13 protein-coding genes are annotated in these 15,833 nt (G+C 39.9%); 9 read left to right on the top strand and 4 right to left on the bottom strand.

Annotated features, from left to right (window positions below):
- Positions 1–82 precede the first annotated feature (82 nt).
- The 3 genes from BMY70_RS14165 (at position 83) to coaD (ending at position 2,141) form a co-directional block, all read left to right on the top strand.
- Positions 83–571, top strand: coding sequence for an NUDIX domain-containing protein (locus BMY70_RS14165; protein ID WP_090336534.1), 489 nt, complete (start codon positions 83–85; stop codon positions 569–571).
- 49 nt (positions 572–620) lie between these two features.
- Positions 621–1,526, top strand: a complete 906-nt coding sequence (locus tag BMY70_RS14160; protein WP_090335861.1) for a DUF3822 family protein — start codon at positions 621–623, stop codon at positions 1,524–1,526.
- A 120-nt stretch (positions 1,527–1,646) separates the two neighbouring features.
- A complete protein-coding gene (gene coaD, locus BMY70_RS14155; protein WP_090335858.1) occupies positions 1,647–2,141 on the top strand; it encodes a pantetheine-phosphate adenylyltransferase in 495 nt (164 codons plus the stop codon).
- 64 nt (positions 2,142–2,205) lie between these two features.
- Here coaD and BMY70_RS14150 read toward each other — a convergent pair whose 3' ends face one another.
- Positions 2,206–2,592, bottom strand: coding sequence for a DUF983 domain-containing protein (locus tag BMY70_RS14150; RefSeq protein WP_090335855.1), 387 nt, complete (start codon positions 2,590–2,592; stop codon positions 2,206–2,208).
- Positions 2,593–2,658: 66 nt separating this feature from the next.
- On the bottom strand, positions 2,659–3,348 hold the full coding sequence (locus tag BMY70_RS14145; RefSeq protein ID WP_090335853.1) for an NUDIX hydrolase: 690 nt from the start codon (positions 3,346–3,348) through the stop codon (positions 2,659–2,661).
- Between the two features lie 56 nt (positions 3,349–3,404).
- On the opposite strand from BMY70_RS14145, the gene BMY70_RS14140 reads away from it, so the two are divergent.
- From BMY70_RS14140 to BMY70_RS14125, 4 genes are all read left to right on the top strand, one after another.
- Positions 3,405–4,751: a hemolysin family protein gene (locus tag BMY70_RS14140; protein WP_445438682.1), complete on the top strand. Its 1,347-nt coding sequence runs from the start codon at positions 3,405–3,407 to the stop codon at positions 4,749–4,751.
- A gap of 1 nt (position 4,752) precedes the next feature.
- Positions 4,753–5,394, top strand: a complete 642-nt coding sequence (gene pyrE, locus BMY70_RS14135) for an orotate phosphoribosyltransferase (RefSeq protein ID WP_090335850.1) — start codon at positions 4,753–4,755, stop codon at positions 5,392–5,394.
- A gap of 117 nt (positions 5,395–5,511) precedes the next feature.
- Complete coding sequence (gene ppk1, locus BMY70_RS14130; RefSeq protein WP_090335849.1) at positions 5,512–7,611, top strand: polyphosphate kinase 1; 2,100 nt, start codon at positions 5,512–5,514, stop codon at positions 7,609–7,611.
- Between the two features lie 213 nt (positions 7,612–7,824).
- A complete protein-coding gene (locus BMY70_RS14125) occupies positions 7,825–8,418 on the top strand; it encodes a TetR/AcrR family transcriptional regulator (protein ID WP_090335846.1) in 594 nt (197 codons plus the stop codon).
- Here the strand turns inward: BMY70_RS14125 and epsC are convergent.
- Positions 8,411–9,244 (bottom strand): serine O-acetyltransferase EpsC, encoded by an 834-nt coding sequence (gene epsC / locus BMY70_RS14120; protein WP_090335843.1) that lies wholly within the window; start codon positions 9,242–9,244, stop codon positions 8,411–8,413. The genes BMY70_RS14125 and epsC overlap by 8 nt on opposite strands.
- A 205-nt stretch (positions 9,245–9,449) precedes the next feature.
- Here epsC and BMY70_RS14115 point away from each other — a divergent pair, with 205 nt between their 5' ends.
- Together BMY70_RS14115 and BMY70_RS14110 are read left to right on the top strand one after the other, a co-directional pair.
- Positions 9,450–10,358: an alpha/beta fold hydrolase gene (locus BMY70_RS14115; protein WP_090335840.1), complete on the top strand. Its 909-nt coding sequence runs from the start codon at positions 9,450–9,452 to the stop codon at positions 10,356–10,358.
- Positions 10,359–10,440: 82 nt separating this feature from the next.
- Positions 10,441–13,056, top strand: coding sequence for a phosphatidylglycerol lysyltransferase domain-containing protein (locus tag BMY70_RS14110; protein ID WP_090335837.1), 2,616 nt, complete (start codon positions 10,441–10,443; stop codon positions 13,054–13,056).
- A gap of 174 nt (positions 13,057–13,230) precedes the next feature.
- On the opposite strand, the gene BMY70_RS14105 is transcribed toward BMY70_RS14110, so the two are convergent.
- Positions 13,231–15,705, bottom strand: a complete 2,475-nt coding sequence (locus BMY70_RS14105; RefSeq protein WP_090336527.1) for a TonB-dependent receptor — start codon at positions 15,703–15,705, stop codon at positions 13,231–13,233.
- Positions 15,706–15,833: the final 128 nt, after the last annotated feature.

Here is a 15,833-nt window from a genome sequence, read left to right as displayed (position 1 = left end):
GAGGGATTGTTATGACTTCCCAATTATAAACTTGTCAAATCTGGCAGGTTCACTATCTTTGCTTTTCCAAAAATATTCTGGGTTGGAAGCAGGTAAACAGGAATTACATAAGCTCTACGGTAACAAATTACGGGTTCGCGTTTGCGGGATTTGCGTCGTCGATGATCGTATTTTATTGGTCAGGCACACTTCTGTCGGCTCCGAAAATATTTTCTGGAGCCCTCCTGGCGGAGGTATGGAGTTTGGTGAAAGTGCTGCCTCCGCTTTATCCCGGGAATTTTTAGAAGAGACGAGGCTGGTGGTTGAAGTTGGGGAAATGCTTTTTGTAAATGAATTAATTCTACCACCTTTGCATGCAGTTGAGATTTTTTTTCAGGTAAAGATCATATCCGGAGATTTATCAATAGGTTTCGATCCTGAATTTTCAGATGGAAACCAAATTTTGCAGGAGGTTGATTTTATGTCAATGGAGGATATAAAATTACTTCCTCAAAATCAGGTACACGGGCTGTTTCGGAAATGCGAAACTTTGGAAGATATTCTTTCACTTCGCGGATATATGACGGATTAAAATTAGAAACAAGCATAATAGTTTAATAAGAATCACTTAAAATCAGATTGTGGCACAAATTGAAAACCAGGCAATTGAAGTAATTCCTACGCTGTTAGTGGGAGATAATTCATTTGATGCAGATGCTATTCCGTTTTGTACGTTATGCATTGAAGTGGATGAGCGACGCATACGTTTTTGTATCGTCCGGGATGAAAAGATGGAGTGTATCTGGCTTGAAGATTACAATTTTGATGTAGTGCTGACTCAGGATGAGGTTTTTGAGAGATTGAAGAAAATATTTACCGGACATTTACTTTGGTCATCCAACCATTGGAAAAATGTTCGCGTGGCTATTAATTCTCATGCTTTCAGTTTAATTCCTACCTTGATTTTTGAAAAAGATTCGGCGCCAAGTTATCTGGAATTTGCGCTGGGGCATCCGGTAGATAAAGAAGAACGTGTCTTGTACCATGAAATTCCACTGGTGCATGCGAATAATGTATTTAGCATCCCAAAAGTATGGTACGACTGGATGGCGACACATTTCGAGTCGTCCGATATAGCATTTTATCATTTGACAAGTCCATTGATTATTGGCGCACTTGTCAGTCATGCTGAACATCAAGAGTTAAAGATGGTATCTATTTATCTGGAAAAGGGATATTTTACGCTGATCATCACCGAGAGTCAACAGCTTATTTTGTGCAACAGATTTAAATATTCTCAACCCCAGGAATTAGCTTATATCGTTCTTTTTGCACTTAACGAACTCAACTACCTCCCGGAAGAAATGAAAGTTTTGTGTTATGGAGAAGTTAGCCCCAGTTCGGAATCTTTCCAGGAACTGAATAAATTTTTCCCGAACATTGAAATTGGTAGCGGACCGACGACACTAAGATATAGTACTCATTGCGGAGATATTCCAGGGCACCGTTATTTTGGTCTTTTCAACACATATCTGGTTTCTTCTTAATAATATCTTTAAGATTTGAATAGTTAAAATATGATTAGAATGAAGTACTTCTGTACTTCATTTCTGTTTATTTAGGTATAATTGCCATTCCAATTTTTAGCTCTCCTGTTTTTAGAATTTATGAAGCGAATCGCATTGTTTCCCGGCTCTTTTGATCCATTTACGAAAGGGCATGAAGATATCATTTTACGGGGTCTGAGACTTTTTGACGAGGTGGTCGTTGGTATCGGAAACAATTCCAGCAAACAGCGTTATTTTCCTTTGGACGTGATGAAAGAATTGATTGAAAAGACTTTTGAAAAGGAAGAAAATGTGCGCGTTATTACTTATAACGATCTTACGGCAAGAATTGCGAGAGAAATTGGAGCAAAGTTCTTATTGAGAGGACTGCGAAATACGACGGATTTCGAATATGAAAATGGTATTGCTCAGGTGAATCGTTTCGTTTATGAAGAAATTGAAACAGTTTTTTTAATTACTTCGCCAAATCTGGCACCAATCAGTTCAAGTATTATTCGCGATCTTCACCGATATGGGCAGGGAGTGGACGACTTTTTGCCATATTCTCTTTCGGAACTAAATAAATTGAGAGAATTGAAAAACTCAGGGCTGTAATGCGTTCACTAGCTTAACCTGATTTAAGCTAGTGAGAATCTATCTACAATTTCGATTCCTTTTCCTAGTTAGCCAGCTGCCGTTTTTCAGGATCATATTTCACGAAAATATTGATCCAGATCAGGCGCGCGAGACGAAACATGACAGGAATCAAAACAACATAAGAAGCTACCAGACCTGTCAGGACATAATACATATCAAGATCAAGTATCAGCACAAAACCTACAAAAAATACGACCATCAAAGCCACCGATAACGCGTAGCTTACATACATGGATCCGATGTAGAAACCAGGTTCTCTGGTAAATGACTCCTTACAATATTCGCATTTTTCATTCAGCTTGTCGAATTTTTTGAAATTGTAAGGATTATTTGTCTTGAAAAAATTGCCCGTCTGGCATTTGGGGCATTTGTTTGCGAAGATGCTATATAGTTTGGTGCCCTTAAACATGGTAATAAATCTTGGTAGAAAATTAAAAACTGTGCTGCACAATGGGATTGTACAGCACAATTTTGTTTACTGCTCTTTTAAATTCTGGTTTTTCTTCAAACTATCGACCACATAACGGATCGAACTGAAGGAATTAATCAGAATCGATTTTGCTTCTGCTGACGTATACCATTCAAGCTTTTCGATCTGCTCTTCTTCCTGAGGACTCATCTTTGAATCGTCCAGGCAGTCAAACAAATACCACTTGGTGCGTTTAAGTATACGGCTGTTATTCATGGTATACGTGTGCCACGTCGTACAGATCTTGTCACGAACAATGGCCTTCACTCCGGTTTCTTCCTCAATCTCGCGTATGGCAGCGTTCTTAGAGTTTTCTCCTTTATCAAGTTTACCTTTCGGCAGATCCCACTTTTTACGGCGGAACATAAAAAGCCATTTATCACCCTTCACAACAACTCCTCCTGCTGCTTTGATGACTTTGTACAAACCTTTTACTTTCTCTTCCACATCCGCCTTTTCGCGGGTTGCCATCGTAATCGAAAGCATCTGTTTTGGAATTTCTTTTTCAAGCAAGCCAATTGCCTGGATAGCCGTGGTCGAATTTGCATTCAGAAAAAGAACATGGCCTGTGAGCATACTCTTCTGAAGCTTCTCTAGTCTGAGATCAACAATCAGATCAAAATCAGATGTTTCAGCGGCAGTTAATTGATTTGTCCGTACAATTCGGAAGGGACGGTCGTCGAAAAAAATAATCATTTGTTGTTGGTACGGATGTCGATGAGCAAAATTAAGTAAAGAGTTTAGTTTAGACAGTGATTATTATTGATAAATTTGCATCAATAATAAATAATAATTTCTTGGAACTCCTTATCATATTACTTTTAGTGCTTCTCAATGGAATCTTCTCCATGTCTGAGATCGCACTGGTATCATCAAGAAAATCCCGGCTCGAAGCGGCGGCGCGTAACGGCGATTCCAGTGCAAAGGCAGCTCTAAATCTTGCAAATTCTCCTAATAGATTTCTTTCCACTGTTCAGATCGGTATAACTTTAATAGGTCTGCTCACGGGGATGTACAGTGGAGACAATATCACCGCTGACTTTGAACAAATAATTGCAGGTATTCCACTTTTAATGCCTTATGCACATACGTTGGCGGTGGGGACGGTGCTGGTTGCGATTACGTATCTGTCTCTCGTGCTCGGCGAATTAGTGCCAAAACGTATCGGAATGGCCAATCCGGAAGCGATTTCAAAATTTATGGCGCGGCCGATGAATTTGATTTCGGTGGCTACAGCACCATTCATTTCCTTGCTCAGTTTTTCCAGCGATTTAATAATCAGATTGCTGAATATCAAGCAAAGTGAAAATTCTGTTACGGAAGAAGAAATAAAAAGCCTGATTCAGGAAGGTACAACGGGCGGTGTTTTTGAAGAGATTGAACAGGAAATTGTACATAATGTTTTTCAGCTGGGCGACCGGAAAATCACTTCGCTGATGACAAACCGTCAGGAGATTGTCTGGCTGGACGTTGAAGATACAGTTGAAGAAAACAAGGCGAAAGTGCTGGAATCAAGACATTCGATCTATCCGGTTTGCCGCGATACAGTCGACGATGTTGTAGGATTAATTTATATAAAAGATCTTTTAGCTACTGATCTTGAAGTAAAACTTGCTGATTTGACTGACATTTTACGTGAGCCTGTATATCTTCCCGAAAGCAACCGCGCCTATCAGGCACTTGAAAAATTCAAGGAGCAAAAGGTTTATTTTGGAATTATAGTTGATGAATATGGCGGACTTCTTGGCGTTGTGACGATGCATGATATCATGGATGCCCTGGTTGGAAATATTTCGGAAGAGGATGAGGAAGAGTCAGAGATCATAAAAAGAGATGACGGAACCTTCCTGATTGATGCACAACTTCCTTTCGATGATTTTATCCAGTATTTTGATTTGAATATGCAGGAGTCCGAACGGAAAGAATTCATAGGATTTAATACCTTAGGCGGATTCGTCCTGCATGTACTTGAAAATATCCCCAAGACCGGTGAGAAATTTAAATGGAAACATTTCGATTTTGAAGTGATCGATATGGATAAAAGCAGAATTGATAAATTACTGATTACTAATAATAAGAAAGACGATACCAACGAATAATATGGCAGAGGAAACACCCATATCGAGCAGAGTTGCCGAATTACTTTTAGAAGCGAAAGCGATAAAACTAAGCCCTGAAAAACCGTTTCAATGGAGTTCGGGCTGGTTTTCACCTATATATTGCGATAACCGCGTGGCGTTATCTTTTCCGGATACCCGGACATTTATTAAAAAAGCACTTGCCGATTTGATAAAATCTGAATATCCGGATGTTGACGCCGTGGTAGGAGTTGCAACTGGCGGAATCGCACAGGGAGCTTTGGTGGCGGACGTGCTTGAACTTCCTTTTGCATATGTGCGCCCGGAGCCGAAAAAACACGGAATGGGAAATCAGATCGAAGGACGATTGGAAAAAGGCCAGTCGGTGATTATCGTGGAGGACCTGATTTCTACCGGCGGAAGCTCGTTAAAGGTTGTTGATGCGCTTAGAAATGCAGGAATAGAGGTGGCTGGAATGGTGGCAATATTCACGTATGGTTTCAAAGTTGCGGAAGATAATTTTAAAGAGAAAGATGTTAAACTAAGTGTACTGAGCAACTACGATGCGCTGATAAGCACTGCCGTTGAGCACGAATATGTTACTTCCGAACAGGTTGAAAATCTGAGCGAATGGCGCGTTCAACCCGATGAATGGGGGAAATAAAAAGTTTATATGAATGCAGACTGAATGACAGAATGATGGAAAATTCCAACATTCTGTCATTCTCTCTTTGTATCATTTAATCATTTATTATATTGTAGAAAAAATTCGAATTTTTGCATGATTGACGTTTCCTACCCCTATTTTGATACTAATTTAAGCTGGCTATCCAATAATTTCAGACTTCTGATTGAAGCGAACGACGACAGTGTTCCGGTTCGCGAGAGACTGAAATTTATGGGGCAGTATTCGTATCAGATCGAGGAGTTTTTTCGGGTACGTATTCCGAACCTTCTGGCAATGGGAGAGGTGAGTAAGGATATTCGTTCAAAATTAAATGTTTATCCTGAATCATTATTAGAACACGTTTATGAAACTGTCGATAATCAATTAAGAGAATTTAACGAGATCCTGGTCAGTAGAATCCTGCCTGCCTTAAATGATCAGGGAGTGCATTTGTACTACAAAGAGTCGTTTGCGCCGGAACACTTGCCGTTTCTTAAAAAGTTTTTCATCGACAAGCTTTTCAGATATCTGCAGCCGGTTTTTTTGGATGGAAGAAGAAATTCCAAAGTGACTTTTTTCGAATCAAAAGAACTTTATCTGGTCATTCAGCTAGTAAGAAAAGAGGAACCCGATGACGACTGGTATGCAATCGTTAATATCCCAACAGAGCCATTTGGCCGGTTTATGGAATTACCGGAACTGGAAGGAAAAAAGCAGGTAGCCTTTGTAGAAGATATCATTCGCGAAAATCTTCCGGTTTTATTTCCAGGTTATGAAGTCATCGACTCGTACGCAATACGGGCTGAAAAAGATACAGAGCTGACGATTGAAGATGAGTATCCGATGGTAACGGCCCAAAGGATACTAAAACAATTGGAAAAGCGAAATTTCGTACAGCCCATGCAGTTTTTTTATGAATCGGGTATGCCGCTTTATATTAAAGAATACTTGTCTCACAGGGCAGGAATGCTCATGAACGAATTCCATGAGCGGGGACAGTACATTTTTATGCAGGACTTTCTGAATTTTCCTTCCTTTTCAAGAAAGCTTGATTATCCTTACCAGAGGCCAATTCTGAATATTGATTTTGAAGAGCGAGAGTCCGTTTTTGAATCCATTCAGCGCGCCGATCAGCTTTTACATTTACCCTATCATTCGTATGACCCGATAGTTCGGCTTTTTAATGAGGCAGCCATTGATCCTTATGTTAAAGAGATTCATGTTTCGCTTTATAAAATCAGTTCTAACTCATTTATTCTAAATTCATTGATCAGTGCATCAAGAAACGGAAAGCGTGTTGTGACTTATGTTGAACTGAATGCGAAACTGGATATTCAGGAAAATATGCAATGGTCGCGGAAGATGCGTGATGCCGGTGTCAAAATTATTTTCAGTGTGCCAGGGCTGAAAGTTCATGCGAAAATGGCACTTATAAAACGTCGAGTCCAGAAAGGCTGGGAGCGGTATGCTTACTTGGGAACAGGCGGATTTTACAGATTAACGAGCAGAGAATTTGTGGATCACGCATTGCTGACAAGTCACCGCGAACTAACCAATGAACTTGAATTACTATTTGGCTATTTATACACGCAGGATGAACCGAAAAAATATAAATATCTTCCTTTTAACTTTTTACAGGTTACGCAGTTCACGATTCAGAAAAAACTGGTTGAACTGATTGATCGGGAAATCAGGAATTCTAATGCTGGCCTTAAAGCGTTTATCACGATTAAGTTAAACCAAATTCAGGACCATACTTTAATTGATAAACTGTATCAGGCGAGTAAAGCCGGCGTTTCGGTTCATGTGATTATTAGCGAGAGTTGCGGCGTGATACCAGGGCTGCCCTCAATTAGTGACAACATTACGGTGAGCCGTCACGTGGACAGGTATATGGAAAATACACGGATTTTTCATTTCGGAAACCGCGGAAATGATGAGATTTATCTGTCTTCATGCGACTGGACTTACCGTAATCTTCACCGCAGAATTGACGTATGTTTCCCGATCCTTGATGAAGTGCTGAAAGGTCAGATGAGGCAGGTTTTGAAAAATTATGTGAATGACAATCAAAAGGCAGTCCGCCTGGATCTGTATCAAAATAATTTGAAAATTCCATATGATCCGGCGACTCCGAAGGTCCGTGCTCAGGAAGCCAACTATCGTCTGGCCGAGCGACTTGAAAGAAACGGATCGGTTCGGAAGGTCGAATAAGTTTTTTTTAATTTTTAGAAAAAATTTTAGATCGAAAACGTATATTCAACTTGGCGTTTTTGAATTACTGAGGCTATACTTTTTTAATATTCCCTCCTGATTTATCAATGTTTGACTTCTTGCCGGGCTTAAATCTTCTTGAGATGTAAGAAGGTTATGACTATATTTGAAAGTATACAACTGTATCTCAATTAATAAACAGGAATACGAAATATGGGAATAGTAGAGCGAAGAGAACGACTGAGAACTCAGGTTCGTTCCGATATCGTCAAGACAGCCAAGGAAATAGCCCGCGAGGATGGGTGGACCGCCGTTTCGATTCGTAAAATCGCTGAGGTTATTGAATATAGCCCACCAATTTTGTATGAATATTTTGAAAGTAAGGACAAATTACTCGAAGCAATCAGAGTGGAAGGCTTCGATTTTCTTCAGTCGGAATTCATAAAGATCAAGAGTCATTTCAGAAATCCTGAGAAGCAGCTTACCGAGGTAGCTCGCTCTATCTGGGCATTTGCGGTACAAAATCCGGAAATATATCAGGTAATGTTCAACCTGGAAGGGGCTTATTGTGACTCAAAGCGCGTTTATTCCCAAGCGATGAGTATCCGTGATAATCCGGTTTGGGAAATGATTGCCGTGTTGCGTCCTAAATCCGGTGAAGCGGTTACGAAAACTTATTATGAGTGGTGGTGTCTGACATATGGATTTGTTTCCATTACCATGACCACCCAACCATCTTACGCATTCGCACAGGCGGAACCGATATATATGGAGGGTGTCAGGAGATTTATAAAAAGCATTATGTAGCGGATGTTGTTTGCGGTCGTACTTCCAGTTTGCTCTGGTGATAAACCATTGAATGCGGGGGTACGCTGCGAACCAGCCAGGCATTTCCACCGATGACGGAATCGTGGCCGATCACGGTATCTCCTCCTAAAATTGTTGCATTGGCATAAACCACTACATTATCTTCAATAGTCGGATGACGTTTCTTTGACGCAAGTGACTTAGAAACATGTGTCGCGCCCAACGTAACCCCCTGATATAATTTTACATTATTTCCAATATGGGTCGTTTCTCCGATAACGATACCAGTTCCATGGTCAATAAAAAATGAGTGACCGATCACAGCATTCGGGTGAATATCGATACCAGTCTGGCTATGGGCATATTCTGTCAACATTCTCGGAAGTAGCGGAATGCCACATTTAGCGAAACTATGCGCCACGCGATAGGTCGCAATTGCAGAAAATCCAGGATATAACGCGATTACTTCTTCCATGCTTACGGAAGCAGGGTCATTCTCCGTGATAGACTTGGCGTCCTTCAAAAGCATTTCATAAATTTCAGGAATTCCTGCAAAAACGGTATCCATTAGCTCCTCCTTATTACGCTCTAACTGAGGCATAATCGGAGTGAGCATACAATCAAGTCTCTTGCGCAATTCAAGAAAAGCACCTTGCATGTCTTTCGTGCGTTCATTTTGCTGACAATCCTGACTGATCGGAAATAGGAAATTGATCAGCCGCTGAATGAAAAGTCCTGCGTCCTGTCTTGATGGTAATTTGTATTGAAAATTTACATTTTGCTCAGCTAATCGTTGAAAGAATAGTTCTTGCTGGTGGTCTGTCATTACTCCTTATTTGTTTTTTGATTCTTTTTCGGAAAGGACGGCATTGTTTTTGTACGATATCATTGGAACAAAAAATGTTGCGGAAAAATTATATTTTAATTAATTCTTTTGAATTTTTTGTTGTAAACATGTTTTTTATCTAATTTCTATCGCATACCTAACTGATGCGTGAAGTTATAAATTCTTTGGAACATTACGGAAGCTTATGATTCTTGTTAAATTTTTCCGATCCAGCTTTATTATTCTAATTCTGTCGGTTCTCCTAACTTCTTGCTTTTCCCGTTACCTGATTTCAGAAAAACAGGTAAGAGAGCATTATGCCTCAAAGGATATCAAACCAGAAATTCAGATTATCAAAAACGATACTTTGTCACTTTGTGTGGCCAGTGTCGGCGCGGATACATTACCTATGCTATTGTTGATTCATGGCGCTCCGGGTTCTTTATGGGGTTATATGAATTTAATGGACGACCAAGACCTTCAAAAACATTTTCACATCGTTTCGGTGGATCGCGTCGGTTATGGCAAATCATCTTTAAAACTGAAGAAGAAACGCAAGTATGTAACTTCGATAGCGACACAGGCAAAAGCTTTGCTTCCTGTTTTTGATTTAAATCATTCGGATCAAAAGGTAATCGTACTGGGGCGTTCCTACGGAGCTCCTATTGCTGCAAAAATGGTCTCTCTTGTTCCTGAAAAAGTAAAGGAATTAATCATGGTTTCTCCGGTAATTGATCCGGACAAGGAAAAGTTCTATTGGTTCTCAAAGTGGGGAAGAAATGCTCTGATACAGCTTTTTCTTCCGGGAGCTTTCAATACAGCGACAGCAGAAAAGTATAGTCATTCTGACGAACTGAAAAAATTGTTGCCAGTTTGGCAAACTTTAAACGTTCCAACTACGGTAATCCAGGGAGGAAACGATTGGATCGCTGATCCGACAAATATTGACTTCGCCAAGAAACACATTAAAAGTAAAAAAGCTCAGTACATTTTTCTCTACAATGCTGGCCACATGATAACCTACACGCACCTGGATATGATCAAAGAAATGTTGTTGAGGAGTCAACTTTTCAAAGAAAAAATTTCCGCTATTGACCTTGATAAAGACAACTGATCCCAGTTGTCTTTTTGTTTCTGATATTTGACCTATAATTAGTAACTTTCTCCTTTCGCTCCCATTATTTTCATGAAATTCTATGGAGAAAAGGTCGAATTTATTCTATTCAAGCATTGAGTTTTTTACTGAAAATAAGAAAATTATTGGCCGGGGACTTATTGCAGTGGTGTGTATCATTATGGCCATTTGGTTCGTACGCCATGAAGAAGCAGAAGTTCGCAAAGTTTACGTTTTAATCCATAAAGCATCTCCTCTCTACATATTTCTGGGACTATTGGTCACAGCCGCTTATATTTTCCTGCAAGGTTTTATGTATCGGTTTTCTTTCCTGGCGCTCGGGAAGAGTATTGACTTTATAACGCTCACAGAACTTTTCCTGAAACGAAATTTTATCAGTATTTTCTTGCCCGCAGGCGGGATCTCTTCACTTGCCTTTTTTACAACCCAAACGGAAAGAAAAGGTGTTACCAAAACCGAAATACATCTTGCATCTTCAATTTATGCGGTTTGCGGCATTGTATCCGTCTTCGTTATCGCCATTCCGGCAATCGTTTGGTTACTTTTTCAACAAACGGTTTCCAGCAACGAAGCTTACGCCCTTGGAGGTCTTTCTGTTCTCGTCGTCCTGTTGTTTCTTGCCATTAATTCTTTCGTTAAAAAAGGTAAAGTTTTCTCTTTTTTGTTAAAATATCAACCGGATCTTGATGTTGTCTTGGAACAAATCAGTGACGGTCGATTCTCGAAAAAAGCCGTGATTAATTGTTTATTAATTTCAATATTGATTGATCTGGCCGGAGTTATTCATCTGTATATCGCATTTTTTGCACTAAATGTTTCTGCCTCTTTTGAAGCAGCTTTTTTAGGTTATCTGGTTGCCACGATCTTTCTGATATTGTCTCCGTTTTTGAGGGGAATTGGTGCCATCGAATTATCCCTGAGCGTACTTCTGGTTCAATATGGAATGAGTAGTGTTGCGGCTATTTCTGTCACAATGATTTACAGACTATTTGAGTTTTGGGTGCCACTTGTTGCCGGACTGCTGACGTTTCTGTTTAAGAAAAACAATCTGGTACTTCGAACATTGCCGGCATTTTTAATTTTGATATTAGGTATCGTCAACATTGTCTCCGTGCTGACACCCGCCATTACATCCCGGATTCATTTGTTAGAAGATTTTCTTCCGCTGAGTCTTATTGTCGTCTCAAACTATTTCGTGCTGCTCACCGGGGTTGTTCTGATCTTTATGTCGGTTTTTCTGTTGAAAGGTTACCGCACTGCTTATTATCTTTCATTGTTCTTATCAGTTTTGTCTCTGATCGGCCATTTGATCAAGGGAATCGATTATGAGGAATCATGTGTCGCTGGCTTCGTCGTTGTGGTTTTGTCGTATACCAGGAGCCAGTACTTCCGGAAGGGAAACCGACAGTTCCAGCTTTTTGGTGTCCGCACCATTTTAGTGGCTATTTTCGCAGTATTGATTTATGGAATTGTCGGTTTTTATTTTCTGGATGTGGCACATTTTGGTATCGACTTTTCGTTTGCCGCGTCCCTTGAAAATACACTTTTGTATTTCATTCTGATTGGAAATAATCTCCATGCGCGAACAGTTTTCGGACAGGATTTTCTTTATTCACTTAATTTGCTTGGAGGGTTTAGTACCGCGTTTTTGATTTACACATCCATCCGGCCTTTTATTTTTAAACCGGAAGTCGAGGAGGAAGGATGGCAAAGAGCAAAGGATCTCGTAACTAATTATGGCAATTCTTCACTGGATTATTTCAAAACATATCAGGATAAGCTGCTTTATTTCGGGAAAGAAATTGACGGTTTTCTGGCTTATCGTGTGGGAGCTGGTTTTGCTGTCGTACTTGAAAAGCCTGTGACCAGAAACGAGGAGGATATGCTTGTACTTATAAGGGAATTCGATCAGTTTTGTAGAGAAAATGATCTTGAATGTACTTATTATCGGTGTGACGAATCATCATTGAGTGCGTTCCACAAGTTAGGGAAGAATTCAATTATCATTGGCCAGGAGGCAATCATAGATGTTTCAACATTTTCTCTTGAAGGGGGTGATAAAAAGTCACTGCGGAATGCTCTGAAGAATATTTCAAATAAAGGGTTTTTCGTTAAGATTTATAATAATCCTGTCAAAGAGGGAGTTTTGCAGCGGTTGAAAGCTGTAAGTGACGAGTGGATAGAAACCACAGGTTACAAAGAAATGGCTTTTTCACAGGGGATATTTGACAAGGATGAGCTGCGTCATCAGACGATTATTGCTTTGGAAAACGTTGAAGAGAAGATAATCGCGTTTGCCAATGTTATTCCTGATTATGAGAAAGGAGAGGGGACATATGACCTGATTCGTAAAACAAAGGATGCACCCGGAACGACTTTGGACGCAATGATGATTGAATTAATTAATTATTTTAAGTCTCAGGGTTTACATTATATGAATATCGGGATGGTACCGCTTTCGGGAGTTGAACAGGGAAGGGACATAACTGAAAGGGCCATAAAGTTTGCTTACCAGAATGTCAGACAGTTTAGCTATTATAAATCACTGCGGGATTATAAAAGTAAATTTTCACCGGAATGGAAAAGTAAATATCTGATCTACGACGATGCTTATGCGCTGATCCGTATTCCTGCCGCGCTTAATAAAGTGGTCAAAATAAAGAAGGGAGATTTATAAGCAATTTTGTTTTGAATATTTCTGAATTGCATGACAACGATAAAAAAGGGTATAAAATCATATAATAATTTTGCACCTTGACAGATAAAAGAAAACGACCAGTCACTGACCAGCCGTTTGTCTGAATTATTATTAACCTATGATAAAAATTTTTGACACGGAAATATTTCCGTGTCAGATTTTAATTCCGAAAGAAACTATAAAACTGCGGCCATCGGAAGTCCAGATTCCAGCTCCCGGATACATGGTCGGCCGTTTCGTATAATATTTTTTATCCAAAAAATTATTTATTCCAAATTTCAGAGTATAACTTTTAGCGATACGCATTGTGCCGTTAAAGTCCCATATTCCATATGACGGCACCTTTCCCCTTGCACCATTAACGGAAGGTTCTACCGTATTTAGCGCATCTGAAAATAAAGTGCTCACATAACTGTATTGTATTGTTGCAAACAGTTTATTATGAGTAAATTGTAAACCATTTCTACTAATCCAGGTGGGTACACCTTCCAGTTTATTTCCTTTGACATCAGTATTTTCATTATTGACAACCGAGTGTCCTTTCAGATAATGCGCATCGAAATAGGATGTCGATGTAAAAATGGAAAATTCGGTTTTTACGCCTTGCTGACCGTTAATAATGAACGGCTTATATTCTGCATAAACCTCCATACCTTTGGTCATTGTGTTTCCCGTATTTGTCCGCAGGATGTAGGCTTTTCCCTGATCGTCACTTAGTGCCAGTGTGCCCATTCTGTTTTTATACAACATTTGGAAAACACTGATATCGTAAGAAAATACCTGCCTGATATTGCCATTAATTCCTGCTTCCAAATTATAGCCTTTCGCATCTTTCAGACTTTTATCGACCTGTTCCAAAACAGAACCCGGAATAATATCTTTGAACACAACAGGTCGGTACGCTTGCGAAAAACCTGCGTAGATCTTGCTGTCTGCATCCAGTTTGTACTGCGAGCTAATTCCAAAAAGCGGGAATTCATGTTTAATACTGTTCGGAAGAGCTTCTGGCTGGTAATAAGTAATTGTACCGGTCATATCAGTGGTGCCGCCTTCCACCCGAAAACCCGGTGAAATCGTCAATTTGGGTGTGATGTATAAAAGGTTTTCGACGAAGAATGCAATGTTCGTTGTCTTCATATGTAAATCCCTTCCCCAAACAGGGTTTGTTAATGTCAAATCAAAATCGCTGCCTGTCGTTCCCTTTCCAAGTTGTCTGCGGCGCAGATTATTTTTCATCAGCTGCACTCCTCCGGACACGAAGCTGTTCATACCACCAACTTTATACTGGTGAACCAGACGAAGTTCAGAAGTAAAACTTTTGAAATTATCTACATCAACTTGTCTTGGCTTATACTGGTTGGTCACAGGATCAATTGTGTCGGGTACGTTTGCAAATGCGTCGAACATCACACTGTTCCGGTTTCCGTAAACACCGGAGTTCGTCAGACGTAGTTTGGTTGACGGACTGATTTTCCAATCAATAATAATCGATGGGATGTAAATATCCGGATTGAAATAATTTCTGGACCTTGTCGCCTGACGGGAATCTTGTTCAAACATAGCATCTGTCAAGGGTCCCGGGATTTGATACACATAAGATGAGCGGCCTAATTCCGCTTTGATTTTGAAAGATTTACTAAACTCATAAGTCAAACTTGCAAATTGGGATTGCGCATCCGATTTTGAATTTTTTCTATATCCGTCCGAATGGCGTTTTTGATAATATGCCGAATAGGTCAGCTTGCCGATTTTGCCGCTTATTGCATTATAAGAACTGAACAATCCAAATGATCCGCCTGTATTGATCGTCTCGAACGAGAAAGCTTTTGTTGTGTCGGGCTGTTTGGTCACATAATTGATCATGCCGCCAAACTGCGCTCCATATTGCAGAGATGCAGATCCGCGGACAAGCTCAATTCGCTCAATTGATTCCATTGCCGGACTATAATGGCTGGCTGGGTAGCCATACATATCTGAGTTTGTGATAATTCCGTTCTGGCGAATGTTATATTCCCACGAGCGGTGCGGATCAAGTCCCCGTGTGGAAATATTGATTTGGTTTCCACTTCCGTCCATATCGTAAACAAAAACACCCGGAATTTTTGCGAAAATTTGTCTTCCTGTTTTTTCTGAAATATTTGCATTCACACCGCCAAGTTGGATTACTTCATTTTTCTTGCCAGCCGGCATATACATGTCGTGAACATCGGGTAAACGTTCGACCTGGATACTATTCTTTTTTTCTTCAATTACCACTTCGTCCAGGCTTCGGACATCTTCGCTAAGTGTAATTGTTAGGTAATTTTTCTGATCGGCGAAAGCTTTGATTTTTATCTGCTGAGAATAGTAACCGATCGAGGAAATGTGAAGCGTTTCATCTTTTGATGACAGATTTTCCAGGGTGAAAAAGCCCTCATTGTTAGTAACTGTACCCTTTTTGCTTTCTTCAATTCTAATATGAACGCCTTCGATACCAGTGCCATTGTGGCCAATAATTCTTCCGGAGATTGAAATTTGTGAAAATGCCGCCGTTTGAATTAACAAAATAATAAGGATGGGTAAAAAGCTGTTTTTTACGATATTTAAAAGGATATAATATTTGATATTGGTAGAGCTTATATAGTTCATTTTTTTATAAAGTTGGGTTACAGGTCTTACGCGCAATGATCCTTCCTTGTCCTGAAACAAAGCATGCGCAATATAGACCTGATTAATAATCAGCAACGATTTACGGGCGATGAGTCACCTTATAGCTG

The organism is Dyadobacter koreensis (assembly GCF_900108855.1).
Lineage (GTDB): Bacteria > Bacteroidota > Bacteroidia > Cytophagales > Spirosomataceae > Dyadobacter > Dyadobacter koreensis.
The sequence above is the reverse complement of the archived record's forward strand: the minus strand, read 5'-3'. Positions and strand labels throughout refer to the sequence as shown.

Bases quoted from the DNA above. Each gene is read 5' to 3' on its own strand.
- ppk1 (WP_090335849.1), top strand. From the start codon at position 5,512: ATGATTGACGTTTCCTACCCCTATTTTGATACTAATTTAAGCTGGCTA.
- BMY70_RS14145 (WP_090335853.1), bottom strand. From the start codon at position 3,348: ATGATTATTTTTTTCGACGACCGTCCCTTCCGAATTGTACGGACAAAT.
- coaD (WP_090335858.1), top strand. From the start codon at position 1,647: ATGAAGCGAATCGCATTGTTTCCCGGCTCTTTTGATCCATTTACGAAA.
- BMY70_RS14110 (WP_090335837.1), top strand. From the start codon at position 10,441: ATGGAGAAAAGGTCGAATTTATTCTATTCAAGCATTGAGTTTTTTACT.
- BMY70_RS14150 (WP_090335855.1), bottom strand. From the start codon at position 2,592: ATGTTTAAGGGCACCAAACTATATAGCATCTTCGCAAACAAATGCCCC.
- BMY70_RS14105 (WP_090336527.1), bottom strand. From the start codon at position 15,705: ATGAACTATATAAGCTCTACCAATATCAAATATTATATCCTTTTAAAT.
- BMY70_RS14125 (WP_090335846.1), top strand. From the start codon at position 7,825: ATGGGAATAGTAGAGCGAAGAGAACGACTGAGAACTCAGGTTCGTTCC.
- epsC (WP_090335843.1), bottom strand. From the start codon at position 9,244: ATGACAGACCACCAGCAAGAACTATTCTTTCAACGATTAGCTGAGCAA.
- BMY70_RS14115 (WP_090335840.1), top strand. From the start codon at position 9,450: ATGATTCTTGTTAAATTTTTCCGATCCAGCTTTATTATTCTAATTCTG.
- pyrE (WP_090335850.1), top strand. From the start codon at position 4,753: ATGGCAGAGGAAACACCCATATCGAGCAGAGTTGCCGAATTACTTTTA.